Source organism: Chitinophaga eiseniae, from assembly GCF_900167135.1.
Classification (GTDB): domain Bacteria; phylum Bacteroidota; class Bacteroidia; order Chitinophagales; family Chitinophagaceae; genus Chitinophaga; species Chitinophaga eiseniae.
Genome location: NZ_FUWZ01000006.1, coordinates 113,798 through 133,401, shown reverse-complemented (window position 1 = coordinate 133,401; position 19,604 = coordinate 113,798). Strand labels below are relative to the sequence as shown.

Annotated in this window: 15 protein-coding genes; 3 read left to right on the top strand and 12 right to left on the bottom strand. The window is 51.5% G+C overall.

Annotation, left to right across the window (positions count from 1 at the left end):
• Nucleotides 1-24: 24 nt before the first annotated feature.
• The 12 genes from B5D63_RS29500 to B5D63_RS29450 form a co-directional block, all read right to left on the bottom strand.
• The gene (locus B5D63_RS29500; RefSeq protein ID WP_078672476.1) at nt 25-1,722 is read right to left on the bottom strand and encodes a sodium:solute symporter family protein; all 1,698 of its coding nucleotides are present in this window, start codon (nt 1,720-1,722) and stop codon (nt 25-27) included.
• Nucleotides 1,719-1,847: a hypothetical protein gene (locus B5D63_RS35615; RefSeq protein ID WP_262488178.1), complete on the bottom strand. Its 129-nt coding sequence runs from the start codon at nt 1,845-1,847 to the stop codon at nt 1,719-1,721. Before B5D63_RS35615 ends, B5D63_RS29500 begins: the two co-directional genes overlap by 4 nt.
• Before the next feature lie 207 nt (nt 1,848-2,054).
• On the bottom strand, nt 2,055-4,538 hold the full coding sequence (locus B5D63_RS29495) for a PIG-L family deacetylase (RefSeq protein ID WP_078672475.1): 2,484 nt from the start codon (nt 4,536-4,538) through the stop codon (nt 2,055-2,057).
• A 171-nt stretch (nt 4,539-4,709) separates the two neighbouring features.
• Nucleotides 4,710-6,122, bottom strand: a complete 1,413-nt coding sequence (locus tag B5D63_RS29490; protein ID WP_235021654.1) for a RagB/SusD family nutrient uptake outer membrane protein — start codon at nt 6,120-6,122, stop codon at nt 4,710-4,712.
• A 38-nt stretch (nt 6,123-6,160) separates the two neighbouring features.
• Nucleotides 6,161-9,277 (bottom strand): SusC/RagA family TonB-linked outer membrane protein, encoded by a 3,117-nt coding sequence (locus tag B5D63_RS29485; protein WP_235021653.1) that lies wholly within the window; start codon nt 9,275-9,277, stop codon nt 6,161-6,163.
• Nucleotides 9,278-9,620: 343 nt separating this feature from the next.
• A complete protein-coding gene (locus tag B5D63_RS29480) occupies nt 9,621-10,676 on the bottom strand; it encodes a FecR family protein (protein WP_078672472.1) in 1,056 nt (351 codons plus the stop codon).
• Nucleotides 10,677-10,764: 88 nt separating this feature from the next.
• Complete coding sequence (locus B5D63_RS29475) at nt 10,765-11,364, bottom strand: RNA polymerase sigma-70 factor (protein ID WP_143313189.1); 600 nt, start codon at nt 11,362-11,364, stop codon at nt 10,765-10,767.
• 34 nt (nt 11,365-11,398) lie between these two features.
• Nucleotides 11,399-11,728: a DMT family protein gene (locus B5D63_RS29470; RefSeq protein ID WP_078672471.1), complete on the bottom strand. Its 330-nt coding sequence runs from the start codon at nt 11,726-11,728 to the stop codon at nt 11,399-11,401.
• Between the two features lie 3 nt (nt 11,729-11,731).
• A complete protein-coding gene (locus B5D63_RS29465; protein WP_078672470.1) occupies nt 11,732-12,187 on the bottom strand; it encodes a hypothetical protein in 456 nt (151 codons plus the stop codon).
• 104 nt (nt 12,188-12,291) lie between these two features.
• Nucleotides 12,292-12,684 (bottom strand): helix-turn-helix domain-containing protein, encoded by a 393-nt coding sequence (locus B5D63_RS29460; protein ID WP_078672469.1) that lies wholly within the window; start codon nt 12,682-12,684, stop codon nt 12,292-12,294.
• 73 nt (nt 12,685-12,757) lie between these two features.
• Nucleotides 12,758-13,237: a hypothetical protein gene (locus B5D63_RS29455; RefSeq protein WP_143313187.1), complete on the bottom strand. Its 480-nt coding sequence runs from the start codon at nt 13,235-13,237 to the stop codon at nt 12,758-12,760.
• A 439-nt stretch (nt 13,238-13,676) separates the two neighbouring features.
• Nucleotides 13,677-14,291: a carboxypeptidase-like regulatory domain-containing protein gene (locus B5D63_RS29450; RefSeq protein WP_143313185.1), complete on the bottom strand. Its 615-nt coding sequence runs from the start codon at nt 14,289-14,291 to the stop codon at nt 13,677-13,679.
• A 231-nt stretch (nt 14,292-14,522) separates the two neighbouring features.
• Here B5D63_RS29450 and B5D63_RS29445 point away from each other — a divergent pair, with 231 nt between their 5' ends.
• From B5D63_RS29445 to B5D63_RS29435, 3 genes are all read left to right on the top strand, one after another.
• A complete protein-coding gene (locus B5D63_RS29445; RefSeq protein WP_078672466.1) occupies nt 14,523-15,065 on the top strand; it encodes an RNA polymerase sigma-70 factor in 543 nt (180 codons plus the stop codon).
• 71 nt (nt 15,066-15,136) lie between these two features.
• Complete coding sequence (locus B5D63_RS29440; RefSeq protein WP_078672465.1) at nt 15,137-16,138, top strand: FecR family protein; 1,002 nt, start codon at nt 15,137-15,139, stop codon at nt 16,136-16,138.
• 22 nt (nt 16,139-16,160) lie between these two features.
• Entirely contained in the window at nt 16,161-19,550 is a 3,390-nt protein-coding gene (locus B5D63_RS29435; RefSeq protein WP_078672464.1) for a TonB-dependent receptor, read from the top strand.
• The last annotated feature ends 54 nt before the right edge of the window (nt 19,551-19,604 follow it).

Sequence of the window (19,604 nt, the reverse complement as noted above, 5' to 3'; positions counted from 1 at the left end):
CCTGATAACAGGAATGATGAATGCCTAGCCGGCGATTGTTTTTTGTTTCACAAACGGTTGTATCATCAGGGCAAATATCACTACAAGCACACAGCCGATGGCGTTGAGCCAGAGGAAAGACACTTTCTCGGCCCCGTACATCGCCAGCACTACCGCTTCTGCAGCAATGGCCGCCCAGAAAGTAGCAGTGCCGCCCACCCGCTTCAGGTAAAAGGCCACCATAAAAATGCCCAGCGTAACGCCATAAAACCAGGAGCCCAGCACATTCACCACTTCAATCAGGCTACCCAGCCCGCTGGCAAACTGCGCTACCACAATACAGAACACCCCCCATATCAGCGTCCATAATTTGGACACCTTCAGGTAGTGCTCCGGAGAGGCATGACCGTTATACAACCGCTGGTAGATATCGATCACCGTGGTAGATGCGAGGGAGTTGAGGGCCGCCGCAATGCTTCCCCATGCGGCCAGGAAGATAATGGCTATCAGCAGTCCCACCAGGCCTTTGGGCAGGTTATTGACCACAAAATGCAGAAAGATGTAGTTGGTATCGTTGGTATCTGCCGCCGGATCGGCTTCTTTCATCAGCGACAGCGCCGCCGATCTCACGGCCTGCGCCTGGTCATCGGTCTGCTGCAGTGCTTTTTTGGCCGTTGCCGCTGCTGCAGCATCTTCCTGTTCCAGCGCCGTCGCCAGCTCTTTTACCTGCTGCTGTTTCCGGGTGGCCAGCTGGTTGTACCGGCTTTCCAGTTGCTCCAGCGCCGGCCCCTGTGCCGTCCCCCGTACCCGCGCCAGCTGCGCTTCGTTAAAAAATATCGGTGCCCGGAAATACAGGTAAAATACAAACACCATAGCGCCAATCAGGAGGATGAGAAACTGCATCGGCACCTTCACCAGTCCATTCATGAGCAACCCCATACGGCTTTCTTTTACAGACCGTGCGGTGAGATAACGCCCCACCTGCGACTGGTCGGTTCCGAAGTACGACAAGGCCAGGAAAAAACCTCCTATCACCCCGCTCCAGATATTGTATTTGTCGTTCCAGTCAAATTTGGTCACGATGACATTCAGCTTCTCCATTTTACCGGACACCTGTAACGCCTGTTTGAAGCCAATATCCGCCGGCAACAGGTGGACCACCATCCAGCCGGCGAGGAACATACCGCCGAAGATAATGGCCAGTTGCAAGGTCTGCGTATAAGCCACCGCACGGGTACCACCCGCCACGGTATAGATGATCAGCAGCCCGCCCATGATCATGTTGGTCCAGTACAGGTTCCATCCCAACAGCGAAGAAAGGATAATAGATGGCGCACAGATACTGATACCCGTAGACAGCCCCCTTTGTATCAGGAACAGGGATGATGTCAGCGTTCTGGTCTTGAGATCAAAACGTTTCTCCAGGAACTCGTAGGCGGTATATACTTTCAGCTTATGAAAGATCGGGACAAAAGTGATACAAAGCACCACCATGGCCAGTGGCAGACCAAAGTAGTACTGTACAAAACGCATCCCGTCGGTATATGCCTGGCCGGGAGCGGAAATGAAAGTAATAGCACTGGCCTGTGTGCCAATGATAGACAACAGTACAATGTACCAGGGCATGGACTGGTTGCCAAGGAAGTAGCTTTCCATATTCTGCTGCCCCCGGCTCTTCCAGACCCCATATAATATAATGATAGCGAGTGTGGCAATCAATACCACCCAGTCTAATGAACTCATGAATATGTTTTGGTGAATAGATAGAAGAGTATGATCAGTAAAGCCAGCCAGGCGATCACCAATACATACCAGTAACCCCAGGTGGGAAACAGTGGTGGTTTCTCTTCTTCCGGACCTATAGCCATTTGGAAATTTTAAAAATGTTAAACCGGATTATTTGTCTGAGCTCCTGGACCAAAGGCTCCCGGTCAGCAGCCCCAGGCCGATGCCAATCACAAGTCCGACATGGACTCTTTTTATTCCAAATCCAATGAACAGCCCCAGCAGAATACAAAGGATCGCTGCTATTCTCATCCGGGGGCGGTTCTGTTCGTGTTTTTCAGCCATTGGTTTTAATGTTTCGCGGAAATCAGGTTCACGAACAAACGGTAAGCGCCCGGCACACCAGCGGGAAGCTCGCGGAAAAACGCCAGCCCGGTATATACATACCTGCCTTTGCCGTACTGCGCCACAATAGTGGAACCCTCCATTGGTGATTCGCCTTTATCGTTCATCGCAAATAATTTCTCGTATGCTTTGTCAATGTTTGCAGGGAAATATAAACCTCTTTCCTGCACCCAACCGCTGAAATCCGCGCTGGTGATCTCATTGGGGTAATGCATCACCGCGTTGTCGGGACGAAGGAAGGTCACCGCTGCATTTTCGTCTGTCACGCGGTCACGGGAAAGACTAAACGGAAACGGCCCCAGGTTTGTCGTCACCAGCGGATTGTTCACATTATACTGTACCAGCAGGGTGCCGCCTTTGTGAACATAGTCCATCAGCTGGCTTTGCCAGTATTTCATGCGGGGATTGGTATTATAGGCCCTCACCCCTACGATAACAGCATCGTATTGCGACAGCTGGTTGCCCATGATTTCCTTTTCGCCCAGCTCTGTTACGTCATAGCCTACCTGGCGTAGGGAAGCCGCCACCATATCACCGGCGCCGGGAATATATCCCAGTTTGTTGCCATTGTGTTTCAGGTCTACTGTCACCAGTCTGGCGGAAGCCTCGGGGAACAGCGTGATCAATGGAATATGATCATAACGGATATGCCGGATGCTCTGCGTATATTCCTTACCGTTACAGCTGACCACTACCGTGAACGTATCTACGTGATTGGCAGCAGTAGCAGCAACGGGATGAATGGTAAAGCGTAATTCCTGCTCGTCGCCTTTCTTCTCCATCCGGAAGGCCTGGTTACCTTCTTTCACGGCGAAGCCGGCAGGCAGCCGCAGCCGAACATTGCCGGTAACGCCGTCGGCAGAAGCGGCGAGTTTCACCGGTACCGTTTGCGGTTGGTTGTTGGTGAAGATATATACCTGGTTGTTCAGGTTGGCCACCACCGGAGGAGTTATCACCAGCGGTTCATACAGCTCCCCTTTTACCGGATCGGTGTATTTATACTGCAGGGGACGTTCTATCAGGAATTCCTGTCCGCCTATTTGCAGGTAAATTCGTGCCGTCAGCGGAGGCGTATTTTCCGGGTTGCCCACCTGCAGCGGATCAGGGATTGCATAAGTACCCAGGGGATGGGCTTCTGCCAGCCAGTAAGGTTGTGAGATTTTTGTATCGGCAGGCACGGTCAGCGACTGGGAGATGCTGTTGAATTTGTTGTAGGACAGCTCTCTGGCACCGGCAGCGTCCGGTTTACCAGGCAAGTCCACCTTACGGAGCTGTACGGGGAAATGTCCGCGGTTGATCAGCTGTACGGTGGCTTCCATATTGTATCCCGGCACTACGGTGGGCGTAGTACTGTAGGCTTCTGCCCACAGCCCTGCGCAGGCGTATATCAATTGTTCGGTCTCTTTCAGTTTCAGGTTGCGCCAGTAGCCTTCCGGCAGCGCCTGGATGGCTTTGCGGATGCTGAGCAGCGCCGGCACGGAGGCAGCCGGATCTTCCATATTGTAATCGCGGATGGCCTTGTCTACCATAGTGCCGATGGCTTCACCGCCGGTAATGCGGGACCAGGATGTATTAACGCCGTCGAGCAGCTGCTGCCGGGGGGCGTCTCCCTTGATAGTCATGAAATACTCCATACTGGAGCCTCTGCCGGCGGGTACGCCAAAGCCCTGGCTCTTATGCTGGGAGCGGCTTTCTGCGGCAATTTCGCCGTAACCTTTACCCAACAGGTAGTTATAGGCGCCCACGTCTATTTTGAACTGGTCATCCGAAATGGTGTTGGCGGAACCGAAATTGAAAGTGTTCCACAACAGCCGTGTCGTCTTCCAGGGTTTTACGTATTGGAGTTGCTCAGGGTATTGTTTGGGATCTGCGGCGGCGGCGAAGGCTTCAGCGGCCAGCATGGCGGAGGCGGTGTGATGCCCGTGGCCGGCGCGGCTGTCGGCCGGAAAGCGGCAGATGATCACATCCGGCCGGAATTTGCGGATCATCCATACTACGTCGCCGAGGATTTTTTTCCTGTCCCAGATGGTGAAGGTTTCAGCAGGATTTTTGGAGAAGCCGAAATCCTGCGCCCGGGTGAAAAACTGTTCGGCCCCGTCAGTACGACGGGCAGCCAGCAGCTCCTGCGTGCGGATAAGGCCCAGCAGCTCGGACTGTTCATTACCTACCAGGTTCTGGCCGCCATCACCGCGGGTGAGTGACAGGTAACCGGTACGGTACAGTTTTTCTTTGGCCAGGTAGGCCAGCAAACGGGTGTTTTCATCATCAGGATGGGCTGCCAGGTACAACACGCTGCCCAGCGTGTCCAGCTTTTTGAGTTGAAGCTTAATGTCGGCTGCATTCCAGACAGGCGACGGCTGCGCCATGGAAGGGACGCCGGCTGTCAGCGCGATCAGTAAAGCCAGTGCGGTGCGGATTTTTAGAAACATGTAGTCAAACGTGATTTACAGGTCGCCAAAAATAGGAATAAATTTATGCGGAGGAAACGTTTATTGGTTGAACGGTGAATAAATAAAAAAAGGTCCCGGTGTGTAACCGGGACCCTACAAGCAAAAACCAACCAGCTTGCAAAAACCAATTGTCAACAAAGGCGGTTTAGATTAGTTGTATCCTTCGTTTTGCTGGTGGCGTATATTCGGATTGGCATCCAGCTCCCTTTGAGGGATGGGTAAGATTATTTTCGGACCGGGCAAAGCCACGGAGATGGTTCTGTCACTAGCCAGGAATTTTACAAAGGGTGTCCCGGTGCGGGCAAGGTCAAAAAGCCGGTGGCCTTCAAAGGCAAGCTCTTTGCGCCTTTCCAGGGCGATGGCATCCAGCAGCGCTTTTCCGCTGGCGGTTACCGGCGCTGTGCCCGGATTAGCCCGTAATACAATGCTGTTGAGCGCCTGCCGTGCATCTCCCTCCCTGCCCAGACGGCCAAGGGCTTCTGCCCGGATCAGGTACAGCTCTGCGAGCCGCATCACCTTGATGCTTTCCGCAAAAGTGGTGACGTCTTTATACTTCGTGATGATATTGGCAGGATTCTCTCCCCCATTGCCTGCCCTTTTATCGCGTTTGATAAATCCGAGCCGGACATCTTTCTCGTTGTATACGTTCCGTAAATCATCGGTCGCCAGCACGTCTCCATAGGCCGTTTGGTTGAACATGGCACTCAATGCGTCTGTGCTGCGGTTGTCTACCGATGTGTTGATCACTTCAAAGATCGTTTCGCTGTTACCCGCCTGGTTAAAATCGCTCACGGCCTTGTCTGTCGGCAGCAGTTCGTATTTACCGCTGCTGATTACCTGACCGGCGGTAATTTCCGCCCCTTCCCAGTCGCCTTTATAAAGCAACACTCTGGCCAGCAGGGCTTTGACGCTGTAGGCATTGATCCGTCCGGAACTGAAAGCGGTGCTTCTGCTGTCGCTAAACAGGCGGATGGACTGGCGGAGGTCCCGGATGATCTGCGCATAGGTGTCTTTTACACTGCTGCGGGATGGGGACTGCACCTCCTCTATGTCTGTGAAGATGGCCAGCGGTATGCCCATATGCGACGCATCGGGTGTGTAATTGTAGGCCTGGGCGTACAACCGGGCGATGTCGAAGAACACGAGCCCGCGCACGGCGTAGGCTTCAGCTACGATCTGCATCGCTTCCGTACTGTCGGCTACAGAAGGCGCCAGCGCTACGGCCGGTCCTTTCTGTATGACCATGTTGGCATTGGCTACCACGGCGTACAACTGGTTCCAGGTATCCGTGATGTACGTATCATTTGCCGTCACAATGTACTGGTCCAGATTACGGTACCTGTTACTGTTGAGCACACTGATGTATTCATTGTCTCCCCGCAGGTCGGGCAACAGTAACATGGTACGTCCGTAATAGTTTTCATTTTGCATCAGTGAATACACCCCGTTAATGGCGGCGCGAAGGCCTGCCAGATCTTTAATAGCATGGCGTGTTTCCGTTGCTGCCGCAGGGTCCTGGTGGAGGAAATCCTTACTGCAACCGGTAACCAGTGCAGTAACCAAAACCCAGGCAATATGTTTATATCGTTGCAACATGCGTGTTAAAAGTTAACGTCTACTCCAACGAGAAAGGTTTTAAAAATCGGTGGCCGCTGATCGTAGTCACCAGTGACGGGAACTTCCGGGTCCATGGTCAGCTGTCCGTCTTTTACGAAAGTCCATAGATTATTTCCCCTGAAGTATATGCGTGCTTCGCTCAGTCTCGCTTTGGACAACCATCCTTTCGGCAGGTTGTAGGCCAGTAGCAGGTCTCTCAGGCGGATAAAGCTGCCATCGTAGAGGAAACGGGAAGACGCCTGGTTGCTAAGGCCTGTCTGTGTACCGCCATAGACGACTTTCGGGATGTTGGTCACGTCTCCCGGTTGCTGCCAGCGGTGTTCGTAGATCCGCCGCGAGAGTTTGGAGGTAGCGCCAAAACCGCCGCTGCCATCCGATTCTGTAAAAGAGCCCCAGTTGTCGTACACCAGGTTACCCCAGTTATAAAAGAACTGAAAGCTAAGTTCAAAACCTTTATAGGCAAAGTAGTTGGTAAGTCCTCCGTAGAATTTAGGAAGGGCGCTTCCCTGGTTAAAACGTTGCGCCTCACCATATACCTTCGTGGTAGCCGTTTTAGTGGCATTGGTATACCAGAGCGCCTCGCCTGTCTGCGGGTCTGCGCCGGCGTAACCCACCAGGTAGAACTGATAAAAATCACCGCCGACTTCCCTTTTATAGATGCTGGTCATCGGGTTGTCCAGCCGGGTGATGGTATTCTTTAAGGTAGAGAAGTTAAAGTCCGTGCGCCATGAAAATGATTCCGGATTGTCCGGCAGTATATTTCGCGTGGTGAGCGTCACTTCCCATCCGCTGTTACGCATCTCGCCGTTGTTACGGAATACCGTGGTGATCCCGTTGGTGGAAGATACTGGTACGTTCAGCAGCAGTCGGGAGGTAACCCGGTTATAATATTCAACGGTACCGGATATACGATTTTTTAATACCGCGAAATCAACGCCGGCATTGAAGGGTTTGTTCTGCTCCCATGTAAGATAGGGATTGGGGTATTGTCCTAACACATACCCCGGTTTTCCCTCATAATCATTAGCCGGATTGTACAGCGACAAAGAGGCGTAATTATCAATAGCCTGGTTTCCGTTGCTGCCGTAGCTAGCACGTAACTTTAATTCGTTGATGCCGGGAATATCATGCATGAAGCTTTCTTTATAGATATTCCAGGCGATGCCGACGGACCAGAAATTGGCACCGCGTTTCTGCGCGCCAAACCGGGAAGATGCATCCCGTCTGATGGAGCCGGAGAGATAATATTTTTGCTGATAGTCATATCCGGTGTTGAGGAATACGCCTGTCAGAGAATTGGCGACGTTGACCGAACTAATGGATTCGGGCTTGGAGGCATCAGCAAGTTCGCTTTTACCGGGCAGGAAGTTGGTGGCCGAAGCGGTGTTGCCGGTATTACCGGTGCTTTGCGCTTCAAATCCTGCAAAGGTGTTCAGGCCGTGTTGGCCCCAGCGGTGCTGGTACCGCAGAATACTGGTGGATACCCAGTTGTTCCACAGATTATTGTTGACATAAGCCCTGCCATTGGTATTTCTGCCGTCGCCAAAAGCGGGCGGATAGAAAGAGTGGCTACGGGCATAGTTCAGATCAAGGCTGATCTTGGACTCAAGAGACAGGTCGCTGGTGATATTATATTTAGCGCCTGCGCCGGCCAGCAGTCCGTAGATGGAACCGCTCCGGGTCACCTCCGTGAGTACCGCGATCGGGTTGAAACTATTGTTGTAGCTAAAATCGTACGAGCCGTCCGGGTTGTACACTTTCAGCCAGGGCTGCATGCGGGCGAGTGAGCGGACCGGGTTGGCCAGTAGTCCCACATCCCCTACTGCATTGGCTTTCTGGTATACCAGCGACAGGTTGACATTAAAAGAGAACCTGCTGGTGGCCTGATTGCTCAGATTGAGTTTGCCGGTCATCCGCTGGTAGTCGACCCCGCGGAGTGCGGATTTGGAATCATAAAAACCGCCGGACACATAAAACCGGGTTTTGTCTGTACCGCCGGCAGCAGAGAGATTGGCCTGCGTGTAGCTGCCGGAGCGGGTCAATAACTTTATCCAGTCGGTATTGACGGTGCTGTCGATGCCACGGGCCTGTAGTTCCCGTATAAAACCGGCTTCCCCGGTACCATCGTTTTTGTTGTACCAACCTTCCCGCAGCAGTTCCATCATCTCACGGTTATTGAGCGGATAGTTGCTTTTGGGGATGGTCAGGGTGTTCACGCCCTGTTGTGCGCTGAGGCTGATCCGCGTGCGTCCCGGACTGCCGGTTTTGGTGGTGATGAGGATCACGCCGTTGGCGGCGCGGGAGCCGTATATAGAAGCTGCCGCAGCGTCTTTGAGCACAGAGATGGACGCGATATCAGCGCTGTTGATACCGGCTAATGAATTCACATTAAAGTCGGTGAGGTCGTCTGTCACTACCGGTACACCATCCACTACGTATAGCGGGGTGCTGCCGGCAGTGATAGAGCCTATGCCACGGATACGGATGCTGGGCACCGATCCGGGCTGACCGGAACCATTCAAGGATTGAAGTCCCGGGACATTTCCCTGTAAACTTTCCTGGAAGCTGCTACGGGGGGCTTTGTCGTACAAGGCCGAATTAACCATAACAGCTGAACCTGTCAAAGAACCTTTTGTTTGAACGCCATAAGCCACTACCACTACTTCGTTCAGTCCCCTGGCGTCGTCCTTCAGGACGATATTCAACATCGATCTGTGACCGATCGCTATTTTCTGTTCTTCATAACCGATAAAAGAGCAAACCAGTGTTCCCGTTGGAGGGGCCATCATCCGGAACTGCCCGTCAGTACCGGTGGTTGCGCCTTTATTGACGCCGGCAATCCGGATGCTTACCCCTGGCAGCGGGTGACCGGTATTATCAGTCACCTGACCGCTGACGACGATATCCGGGATAGCTGCCTGCGTACCGGGTACGATGGCAATAAGGCCATTGGTCAGCGGTTTGTAAGTGAGCCCTGTTCCCTGCAATATCTGCCGGAGGGCTTCCTCTGCTGGTTCCTCTTTCAAGTCGATAGTAACCCGGACATGTGCGGGTATCAGATCGTTGCGGTATACGAAACGATAACTACTTTTTTTCTCCATCAATTTTAACAGGCGTGTCAGCGGCATTTGATCTGCTTTCACCGATATCCGCTCACTTTGACCAAATACGCGGCCTGTTATATGCAAAGAGGTAATCAGAATAATAAAGGATACCAGTTTCATTAGCAGTACAACATTTTCCTTATGTATGTGCAAAAGGATGACAAAATGTATGTTTTTTTTGCATACATTTAGGTTGTTAAAGGTCAATAAAACGACGACAGTACTACATTGCCAAGTGAAGCTACCTGCCGTTGGATCTGAACTAAAGGGTAAATGTTTGCAGCATTTGCCCTTTTTTTATGCCAATGGTATCTTTTCTCTTTTGTCAGACATAATTATGCTACTGGTTGATAAATACCTCGTTGCCTTTTATCTCGCAACGGAAAGATGATGTAACCTTCAGCGCTTCCAGAATCTGCGGAAGCGATTCATTTTTAAAGGTACCTGTAAACCGGTATGCCTTCAGTTTTTTATCTGTCAGATAGACCTTCACGCCAAACCAGCGTTCCATTTTCAGTGCCACGGACCCGAAGTTTTCGTTGTCAAAAACCAGGATGTTGTCGCACCAGGCGGTTTCGTTGATAAGGTCGTTCTGCCCGTTCATTCTCACCTGTTCCACACTGTAACCCAGTGAGGGTCTGGCATTGCCGTCCTGTGTATGTCTGATAATAAATTTCTGATTGGGTTGCAGCTGTACACGGCGTTCCTGGTCGTTGGCCGGTACTACTTCCACCGATCCGGAGATCAGGGATGTTTCCGTTTGCTCTTCATTGGGGTAGGCTTTTACATTAAAAGCGGTCCCCAGTACATTGACCTCCAGGCGTTCGGTTTTCACCACAAACGGGTTCTCCGCGTCTTTGGCCACTTTAAAGTAAGCCTCCCCGGAGAGGTACACTTCCCTTTTCTGCTGTGTGTTCATATCGCGCTGGTAGGTGATACGGCTGCCGCCGTTGAGCCAAACTTCAGTACCGTCCGGCAAGGTGGCGCGGGACCGGGAGCCATTCCTGGTCTGAATCTCCGCCATTTCCGCCGGCACTTTCGGCGTCGTTTTGCTGTTGAGCAGGAAAAGACAATACCCGCCCAACAATACCACCAGCGACGACAAGGCTACCAGTACGCCTGCCCTGCTTTTCCGGTGACGGACGTTGTTTTCTGCCGGCTGTTCCGCTGTGCCCAGATCGCTACCGATCCTGAGCAGGTGTTTTTCCAGCGCCAGTTCGGTTTTTTCTGTCCACGCTGGTGTCGTTTCCGGCACGGGCATACTGCTGAGCACCGACACCTGGTACCGTAACTCCGGATATTGCACCAACAATTCCTCCAGCTCGCGCAATTCAGCCATAGAGGCTTCGCCCGATACCTTTCTTCCCAGCAATAACCAAATTCTTTCCTGTTCCATGTCGTTGATGCAAAAGCATGATTGTAATAGAAGGACATGCAGATTTTCAAAATCTACTATTCCCTCCTGAAATTTTTTTTATTTTTTTTTAGCGGGAGAAATGAAGGTGGATGACTTCACTGATTTTTTTGAGCGCCTGCGCCATGTGCACATCGATGGTGTTCACGGAAATGTCCAGTATCTGGGCCACTTCCTTGTACTTCAGCCCGTCTTCCCGGATCAGTTTGAAGATCATCTTCCGTTTGGGAGGAAGTTGGTTGATGGCCGCCTCTATTCTTTTGACCATTTCCCCGGAGATAAATATTTGTTCCGGCGTGGCATAGCCGCCGCTGACATCCACTTCCAGTTCGTCGAGACTGAAATGCTGGGTCCTGGAGGCACGGGTGAGGTAATTCAGGGAGATATTTTTAGCGGAGACGTACAGGTATACTTTAATATTCTGCACCTGCAGCAGCCGTTCCCGGTTTCTCCATATATTCATGAACACGTCGGAAGCCACTTCTTCGGCCGATTCCCATGATTTAACAATGGAGAAGGCAAACTGGCTCAGTGGTTTATAGAACAGCCGGAACAGGGCCTTGTAAGCCTGTTCGTCGCCCAGCGACGCTATGCGTTCCACCAGCAATTGTATATTCGCTTCCTCCCTCAATTTGGATGGCCGGTTATTTTCAGGTTGATTGAGATGCAATGGCTAAAGATAATCAGGAATCGCGAAAATCCCGCTACTTTTTAAACATAAAATACACGGCGCCGATAAGAAAAGCAAAAGAGACCAGGTAATTCCAGCGAAGCGGTTCCTTCAGAAAGAAGACGGCGAAAACGCTGAAAACGGTGAGGGTGATGACTTCCTGAATGGTTTTAAGCTGGAAGCCGCTGAAACCTTCCTGTGCGCCCAGACGGTTGGCCGGCACCATAAAACAATATTCAAAGAAAGCGATGCCCCAGCTGATCAGTATTACCTTCCACAGGGCAGTATCCTGATGTTTGAGATGTCCGTACCAGGCGAAAGTCATAAAGGTGTTGGAAATAAGCAACAGGATAACCGTGCGCATAAATTAGCTGTTAATTTTTTTATCTTCTGTGAGGGAGCCCGGTGTGATCAGCGGTAACAATGCATGATGCAGGAAGGTACCTCTGAAAGTGGCGAACATAACGCCTCGCGCGGTAGAGAGTGCGGTACTGTGAAGCGTTTCGACGAGATCATCCGGCATATCCGGCTGTCCGGCCGCATTGAGCCTTACCACGTCTGCAAAATTACTCATGGTAAAAGTGCAGTTGATGGTGAGGCTTCCCAGTTGACTGGCAATGGTTTCGTGGTGCACACCGATGGTCACTACCACCAGTACCTGGCTTTTTTCATCGTCTGCTTTACTGGTGATATGCACATCAAAATGAAAGCTTTCGAACGGCGGATGGTCTCCCGGATAGTGCAGAGAACTGTCCAGCAGGTCTATCGATAGCAGGACCAGGTGCTGCGGTCCTGTTTTTGCCGGTGAAGATCGTTTAGTCATGAGCGTAAATTGGCAATAAATTCGGATAATGCCACTCTTCCGTTTCAGGTGGTTCCGTTAAAATGTTACTGCATGGCAGCAAACATCCGCAACGATCGGCCTTATCAGCGAATGTTTGTCACCGGTGAAAATGAAATGATGTCTTTCGGGATATTTCCCGAGCGGACAGTCAGCCGCACATCCCTGACTACGCGGGGTTGTGCCGGCGAAAAGAAAGTCGCCACCGGCACTTCCAGCGCAATGGCAATTTCCGACAGCGTATCCAGGGTAAAGTTATGGGTACCGCTCAGCCAGCGCGAAATCTCAGAAGGGTTTTTGCCCATCCGGGACGCCAGCTCCTTGTTGGACATATGCCGACTGTCCATGATCCCGGCGATACGGCCCGCCAGCGCAAAGCGGGTTTCCACCTGAAGGCTCTCCAGCGGCGTGATGCTGGCCATCACATCGGCGATAATTTTACTGCTGTATTTCCTGGCGCCCTGATGATTGTTTTCCATTTGTTCAAATTATTTTCCGTCTGTTCTAACCGATAACGATGTCCTCAGTAGCGGCTGCTTCCCGCTGCTCCTGTTATTTTTCTTCTGTCCTGAACACCAGATCTCCACACAGCCGGGCTTCCTGCGCCGACCAGTAAATATCTCCTGCCCGGATTTTGCGGCGGATATCCTGCGAGATACTGGCCAGCATTTTTTCCGGCACTCCCTCCCCGCCCCTTCTGCCTGGCCTGGGCATGCCTCCTCCTATAATCAGTGCTGCCGTGCCCACCCGGTAACAATATAACCGGAGCTTTTTCTCCGGGTGATCAAACAAAACACAAACCCCGTCCTGGGGCATCCCCCGATCCACTTTAAAGAACCTGCTCTGCATCCCGTACCGGTTTCCAATATAAGAAAGATACTGGGTAATGCTCCTTACTTCCAGGGCATAATCCCTTACATGCGCTTTCACAAAATGCTCAAACAATGTCAGATTGTCGTCCGCAATCATAACAGAATAAATACCAGCGCGCTTCCCGGAGAACTGCTGCATCTCGATGATTTCGTAATTCACTTAGATCAGTTGGGTTTAACGATGTCAGATAATGGTTGGTTGATGTGACAGCTATTATATATGACAGCTATATGTAACCTGTAAAATAACCTTTAAGTGCATTTGCTCCAATCCGTCAAAAACCAGGGTTTGGAAGAAAGAGCCGTTTCCGGCTCTTTTTCTGGGGCTTTAACAAACGGACATGGATAAAATAAAAAATTCATTCCGATGCGAATACAGGAACAAATGTAGGAAAGTTTTTCAAACTGAAAAAATAATTATTGCATTATAACTCATTTTTTTATTCAATTATATAAAATAAATCCACAAAATACACATATAACTAAATTATTTCCACTTATGGGCATAAAAAAAGGGGGGCCGAAAAAGCTCCCCTGAGATCAAACCAAAATGGGTTTCCATTTTAGGATGCTATTGAATTGTTGGATGCTATACAGATTTATTGTTCCAGCTTAATTTCGCCGAGATCGGTAGCTTTACCATCCTCTACTTTAACATCCTTGATAATAGCGCTTTTATAAGGCGCTTTACCTACGATGGTGATGGTATAAGTACCAGCTTTGGCGGCCGGAATTGCGAAAGCGCCCTGTGCAACGGCACCTTTCAGTTTTTCAGTACCGTTGTCCGCTTCTACTTCAGCAGCGCCGTCGGCAGGTGTAACTTTACCGCTAATGGAGCCGCCTTCAACAGTACGGAGAGAATCCATACCTTTTACGGAATCCATACGCAGGGAGTCGTTACGGAAAAGAGAGTCCATCCTGGACACAGAATCAATACGGGAGAAGGAATCTACGCGGGTAAAAGAGTCTACGCGGGCGAAAGAATCGATGCGGGCCACTGAATCAATACCGGCAATGGAATCCAGACCCATCAGCGAATCTATCCCGGTGGAAAGGGAATCAAAACGCGCTACTGAGTCAACAGACATCAGTGAGTCCATTCTAACTGAAGCGCTATCCAAAGACTTTACAGTCGTTGCATCAGCACTCTTAAACGAAGACATCCCTACTACCATTGCAGCTAAAGCGAGCATTCCTGTGATTGTTTTTTTCATGGCATTCAATTTTTTGTATGGTTAAAATAATGATGACAACCGTGTAACCAGTTGATTGTGCATGATTTTTGCGATACTGCAGCAATTCATTAACCGGCTGTATACTAACAATACATTCGACAATGCACTTACCATTAGTGAAAGAAATGTTAAAGACAAAAAATTCCGGAAATACTGAATGCGAAGTGATTAAAATTTATCTTCGCACTGGCGGAAACAAAAGATCAAAGCATGTTGCAACTAAGTAACGACGAAATAGTAAAAGGCATCAGAAGCAGGAATAAAGCGGTGTTTGAAGCAGTCTTCAAACAGTTCGCTCCTTCTATGTATAATATTGCCTTTCGCTATGTAAAAGATGAAGATGATGCCAATGACATGGTGCAGGATGTATTCCTCAATTTGTGGAAAGGTGCGGAAAACCTGGATGAAAGGGCCCCCATCAATCATTACCTGGCCCGCGCGACAGTCAACACCTGTCTGAACCGCATCAAAAAGGAACAACGGAAAGAAGTATATGCAAAGGAACAGTTACTGACAGCCGCTCCGGCAGAGACCTCCCATTCCATGCTGGAACACAAGGAGCTGGAAGCCCAGTACCGGTCGGCTCTCGACAAGCTGCCGGACCAATGCCGCCGCGTGTTTGAAATGAGCCGCCTCAAAGGCCTGTCCCCCGCGGAAATCGCAGCGCAACTGAACATCTCTATTAATACAGTATATGCTCACCTTACTACCGCGCTGAAGAAATTACGGGTGGTGCTGATCAACAAAGAATAAAAACAACCAGAATTTTTTTGGGGTTCCACTAATGGTAACATCTTTTCCGATTGTATAGTTAATAAGTAGCCATGAATAAGAAAACTGATATAGATATAGTGATCCGTTACCTGGAAGATCCGGACAACGAGCAGCATAAACAGCAGCTCAATGACTGGATACAGCAGGACACCGCTAATCTGGATATTTTTCTGGATATGAAAGCGATGTGGCAGGGAGATCCGCTCCCGGCAGCATCTGCCTTCGACACCCAGGGCCAGTGGCTACAGCTGAATGCTACCCTCGACGCCCTGCCATCCACCACTACTACCAGCGCCACAGCTACTGCCGCCTCCCGCAATACACGCGTCTTTCAGATGAAAGCCCGTTACTGGTGGGCCGCTGCAGCCGTACTTGCCATTGGCCTTACCTGGACCTGGCTCGGCCCCGGCAGCTATAAAACCATTACCACCGCACAAAACCTCGACAGCCTCCACTTGCCGGACGGCTCTATGGTATATATTAACGCACACAGCACCGTCCGCTACTCCCGTACTTTTGGCAAAAACAACCGCCATATCAAAATAGACAAGGGAGAGGCTTTCTTTGACGTCGTGAAAAACGATGCCCTCCCCTTCACCGTAGACGCACCCGACGTAGAGGTGGAAGTACTGGGCACCGCTTTCAACGTAAAAGCAGCCGGTTCCGGTGTGAAAGTGTTCGTACAGTCCGGGAAAGTAAGCGCCGCCTACAAGGGCAAAGGCTCCGATAAAAAAGTTATCCTGACACCCGGTCAGGAAGCTTCCCTCGCCCGCCATGGCAGCACCATCGACACCCGGTTTTATAAGAAAAACAATAACATCCTGGCCTGGAGAACAAGGACCCTCACCTTCGATGATGCCCCGCTCACCGAAGTAGCCGCGGCCTTGTCCGATTTTTACCATGTACAGGTAGACATCAGCAATCAGCAGCTGAACGACAAAAAATTGCTGGCCACCTTCCCCAATATGCCGCTGGAGGAAGTACTGGACATTATGCGGAAAACACTTCAAATCAACATCACCCATAAAGACAACCTGGTAGAAATCTACTAACCGGCGCCCGACCCTCTTGCTTATGCAGCATGCTATGCTACAGGTGCCGCGCTCTTATACCAGGTCAAGGTGCGTGCCTGTCTTCCTCTTATACTTTGTTATCCTGGTTTTTACCGGCTCCCTCGCAGCCGCTCAAACCCCTGATGCCCAACCGAAAAGAATTTCCCTTCAATATGTCAATGCCAGCCTGAAGACAGTTATCCGTGACATCGAAAAACAAACCCGCTATACCTTCGCCATTTCCACTGATGAACTGGAGACCCGCAAAGGCGTCAGCATTCACGTACACCACGCACTCCTGCAGGACGTACTGCGCCAGCTCTTCCCTACCACCCGCTATAAAGTGGAAGTCAGAGACGGACAAATCATCGTCATCCCACAGAATGCAGTACATACAGACGTACCCGTTACCAACGACCGGCCGGCCAACAGCAACCGGTGGCTCGTTACCGGTGTCGTGACGGACGGGCAGGAACCCCTCAGCGGCGTGTCCCTGCGGGAAAAAGGCACCTCCAATGGTACCGCTACCAGTGAAAACGGCAGCTTCAAAGTAGAACTCGCCTCCGGACAAGCGGTCCTCTCTGTGTCGCTGATCGGCTTCGAAACCAAGGAAATCGCCGTTCGCGACCGCCACAACATCTCCGTCACCCTGCAACCCGACCTGAAAAAACTCAACGAGCTCGTTGTGCTCGGATACGGCCTGCAAAAACGCGCCAACATCACCGGCGCCATTGCTCAGGTAGACGGCGCCCGGCTAAAAAGCAGGCCGGTCCCCAACGTCATTGCGGCCCTGCAGGGCACCGCCACCGGCCTGGTGGTTACCCGCAGCAACGGTCAGCCCGGCAAAGAAGGCTTTAACATTCAGGTGCGCGGCGTCAACTCCGGCAGCAACAACACGCCCGTCATCATCGACGGCGTCCCCGGCTCACTGGCTGTCCTGAACCCCGATGACATTGAATCCGTTTCCATCCTGAAAGACGCTTCCGCCGCGTCTATCTATGGCGCCCGCGGCGCCGGTGGCGTAGTATTGGTGACCACCCGCACCGGTAAACCCGGTAAACTGGCGATCGACTTCAATACCCTCGCAGGCTTTGAAACGCCCATCCGCATCCCGCACCGCCTTTCTTCCGCCCAACAGGCGCGCATGGAGAATGAAGCCACCACCAATGCCGGCGGCTTTGCCCCGTGGCAACCAGGAGAAATCGACCTGATGGAAAAAGGTAACTATTACGCGGAAGACTATACGAAGCCGGGATACTACCGTTACTACTATAATTTCGATCAGCTATCGCTGCTTTCCAAAAAGAAAACCAGCGTACAGAACTATAACCTCTCAGTGAAAGGCGGTGATTCGCTGAACCAGTTCTCCGCTTCCTTCGGCTATTTCGGCCGGCAGGGACTATTTGTGGAAGGCCCCGACAGGACCCGCCGTGTAAACGCCCGTTTTAATCTCAACAATCGCTTCAGTAAACATATTAGTCTCGAAACACGCCTGTCTTACGCGCAAACCAACACGTTCTCCCCGTCTCAACCCGTAGAAGGGCCACAGGGGCTGCTGGCAGGACTTTATCGCGGACCGGGCAACGTCCCTGTTTTTGTACCAGGCACCAACCACCTCGCCTTCGGTGGCGCACCTGTCTACGCCATGCTGCACGACGGCGGCATCCGCGAAGAAAAAAACAACTACGTCGACGCCGTCTTCACCCTGCGGGCCGACAGCCTGCTGGCCAAAGGGCTCACCCTCCGGCTGGTATACAGCCCGCAGCAACACACCCTGAACGACAACCTGGGGCGTAACAGCATTCAGCTGTGGAACCAGGTAGCCCCGGTGGAAACCCTCCAGGAGCACAGCCTGCTACAGAAAAGCAAACTGCAGGGCAAAGGCGGCAACCTTCAGTTACTGGCCGACTATGACACCAGGCTCAATAAACACAACATTCATATCCTTGGCGGCTATACGCAGGAAACCTATAACACCGACCAATACACGGCCGCGTCTTACGACCTTTCTCCGGATAACGTCAACGCCTATCATTTTAACGGCGCGCCGCAATACAGCATGACCCGCTTTACCAACGGTACGTTGCTGTCATTGTTCGGCAAGTTCAACTATAACTACGACAACCGCTACCTGCTGGAAGCCAACCTGATCGGCGGCCGCCTGTCGCAGCGCAGCAGCGCCTTTCCGGCAATGGAACAGTGGCAGGCCTTCCCCTCCTTCTCTGCCGGATGGCGGCTCAACAACGAGGAGTGGTTTTACCATGCCTTTCATTTTTTCAATGAATTCAAACTTCGCTGGTCCTGGGGCCGGCTAGGCAATGTCAACAGCTGGAACAGCATCGACAATGACGAACGGTTGAGTACTTTCACGTTCGGATATAACCGTCCTTTTACACCATTTGTCTATAAGAACCCCATTCCGCAAGCATCAGGCTGGGAGAATATATCCACTTACAACTACGGCTGGGACGCTACCCTGTTCCGTGGGAGGCTCACCCTATCTGCAGATTATTTTGTGAAACACAACCGCGATATGCGTATCCCGGTACAGTTGCCTTCCACTGCCGGTGCATGGCCGCTGCGCTTCAACTCCGGAGAAATGAGGGCCTGGGGCTGGGAGGTAAATGCAGGCTGGCGGAGCAGCCATGGGCCTTTTACCTGGTACCTGAACGCCAACCTGTTCAACAACCAGACGAAAGTACTGGCCAATGAAGGCGTAACGCCACAGGCTGGCTGGAATGTGGGCATTCCCGGTTACCCTTACGCATCCCTGTTTGGTTATATAGCAGAAGGCTATTTCCAGACGGCCGGCGATGTACAGCAGCATGCTTTCCAAAACGCCCATGCCGCACCGGGTGATATCAAATACCGCGATATCAATGGCGACCAACAGATTGATAACCGCGACCTGGTTTACCTCGGCAGCACCGATCCGCAACTGGCCTACGGCATCGATGCCGGCTTCTCCTGGAAAGGCCTGGAGTTCTCCATCTTTTTCCAGGGGGTCAGCAACCGTAAAGTGATGCCTGATCCCCGCTACAGTATTCCGTTTACCGATGGCTGGCAGCAACCCTGGGACATCAACCAGGATTACTGGACACCAGAGCGCCCCCATGCATTGTTTCCACGCCTCTATCTGCATGATGAACAGAATACCGTCCCTTCCAGCCACTGGGTAATGAACGGCTCCTACATCCGCCTGAAGAACCTGCAGCTGGGTTACAATCTGCCGGCAGCATGGCTGAAACGCGTCCCTGTCAAGAGCCTTCGCTTCTATTTCTCCGGACAGGACCTCTGGGAAAACACAAAGATGAAAATCCGTTATTACGATCCGGAACAAGCCGGAGGTTATAACGGTAATGTATATCCGTTCTTCCGGTCTTATACGATCGGGCTGAATGCCTCCTTTTAACAACGAAACAGGCCGTCTCACTTGAGACGGCCTGTTTCGTTCAGTCTGTATCGT

Coding starts and splice junctions, on each gene's coding strand:
- B5D63_RS29440 (WP_078672465.1), top strand. CDS start 15,137: ATGAATAAGAAAACTGATATAGATATAGTGATCCGTTACCTGGAAGAT.
- B5D63_RS29485 (WP_235021653.1), bottom strand. CDS start 9,277: ATGGAGAAAAAAAGTAGTTATCGTTTCGTATACCGCAACGATCTGATA.
- B5D63_RS29445 (WP_078672466.1), top strand. CDS start 14,523: ATGTTGCAACTAAGTAACGACGAAATAGTAAAAGGCATCAGAAGCAGG.
- B5D63_RS29435 (WP_078672464.1), top strand. CDS start 16,161: ATGCAGCATGCTATGCTACAGGTGCCGCGCTCTTATACCAGGTCAAGG.
- B5D63_RS29495 (WP_078672475.1), bottom strand. CDS start 4,538: ATGTTTCTAAAAATCCGCACCGCACTGGCTTTACTGATCGCGCTGACA.
- B5D63_RS29465 (WP_078672470.1), bottom strand. CDS start 12,187: ATGACTAAACGATCTTCACCGGCAAAAACAGGACCGCAGCACCTGGTC.
- B5D63_RS29460 (WP_078672469.1), bottom strand. CDS start 12,684: ATGGAAAACAATCATCAGGGCGCCAGGAAATACAGCAGTAAAATTATC.
- B5D63_RS35615 (WP_262488178.1), bottom strand. CDS start 1,847: ATGGCTATAGGTCCGGAAGAAGAGAAACCACCACTGTTTCCCACCTGG.
- B5D63_RS29450 (WP_143313185.1), bottom strand. CDS start 14,291: ATGAAAAAAACAATCACAGGAATGCTCGCTTTAGCTGCAATGGTAGTA.
- B5D63_RS29470 (WP_078672471.1), bottom strand. CDS start 11,728: ATGCGCACGGTTATCCTGTTGCTTATTTCCAACACCTTTATGACTTTC.
- B5D63_RS29480 (WP_078672472.1), bottom strand. CDS start 10,676: ATGGAACAGGAAAGAATTTGGTTATTGCTGGGAAGAAAGGTATCGGGC.
- B5D63_RS29500 (WP_078672476.1), bottom strand. CDS start 1,722: ATGAGTTCATTAGACTGGGTGGTATTGATTGCCACACTCGCTATCATT.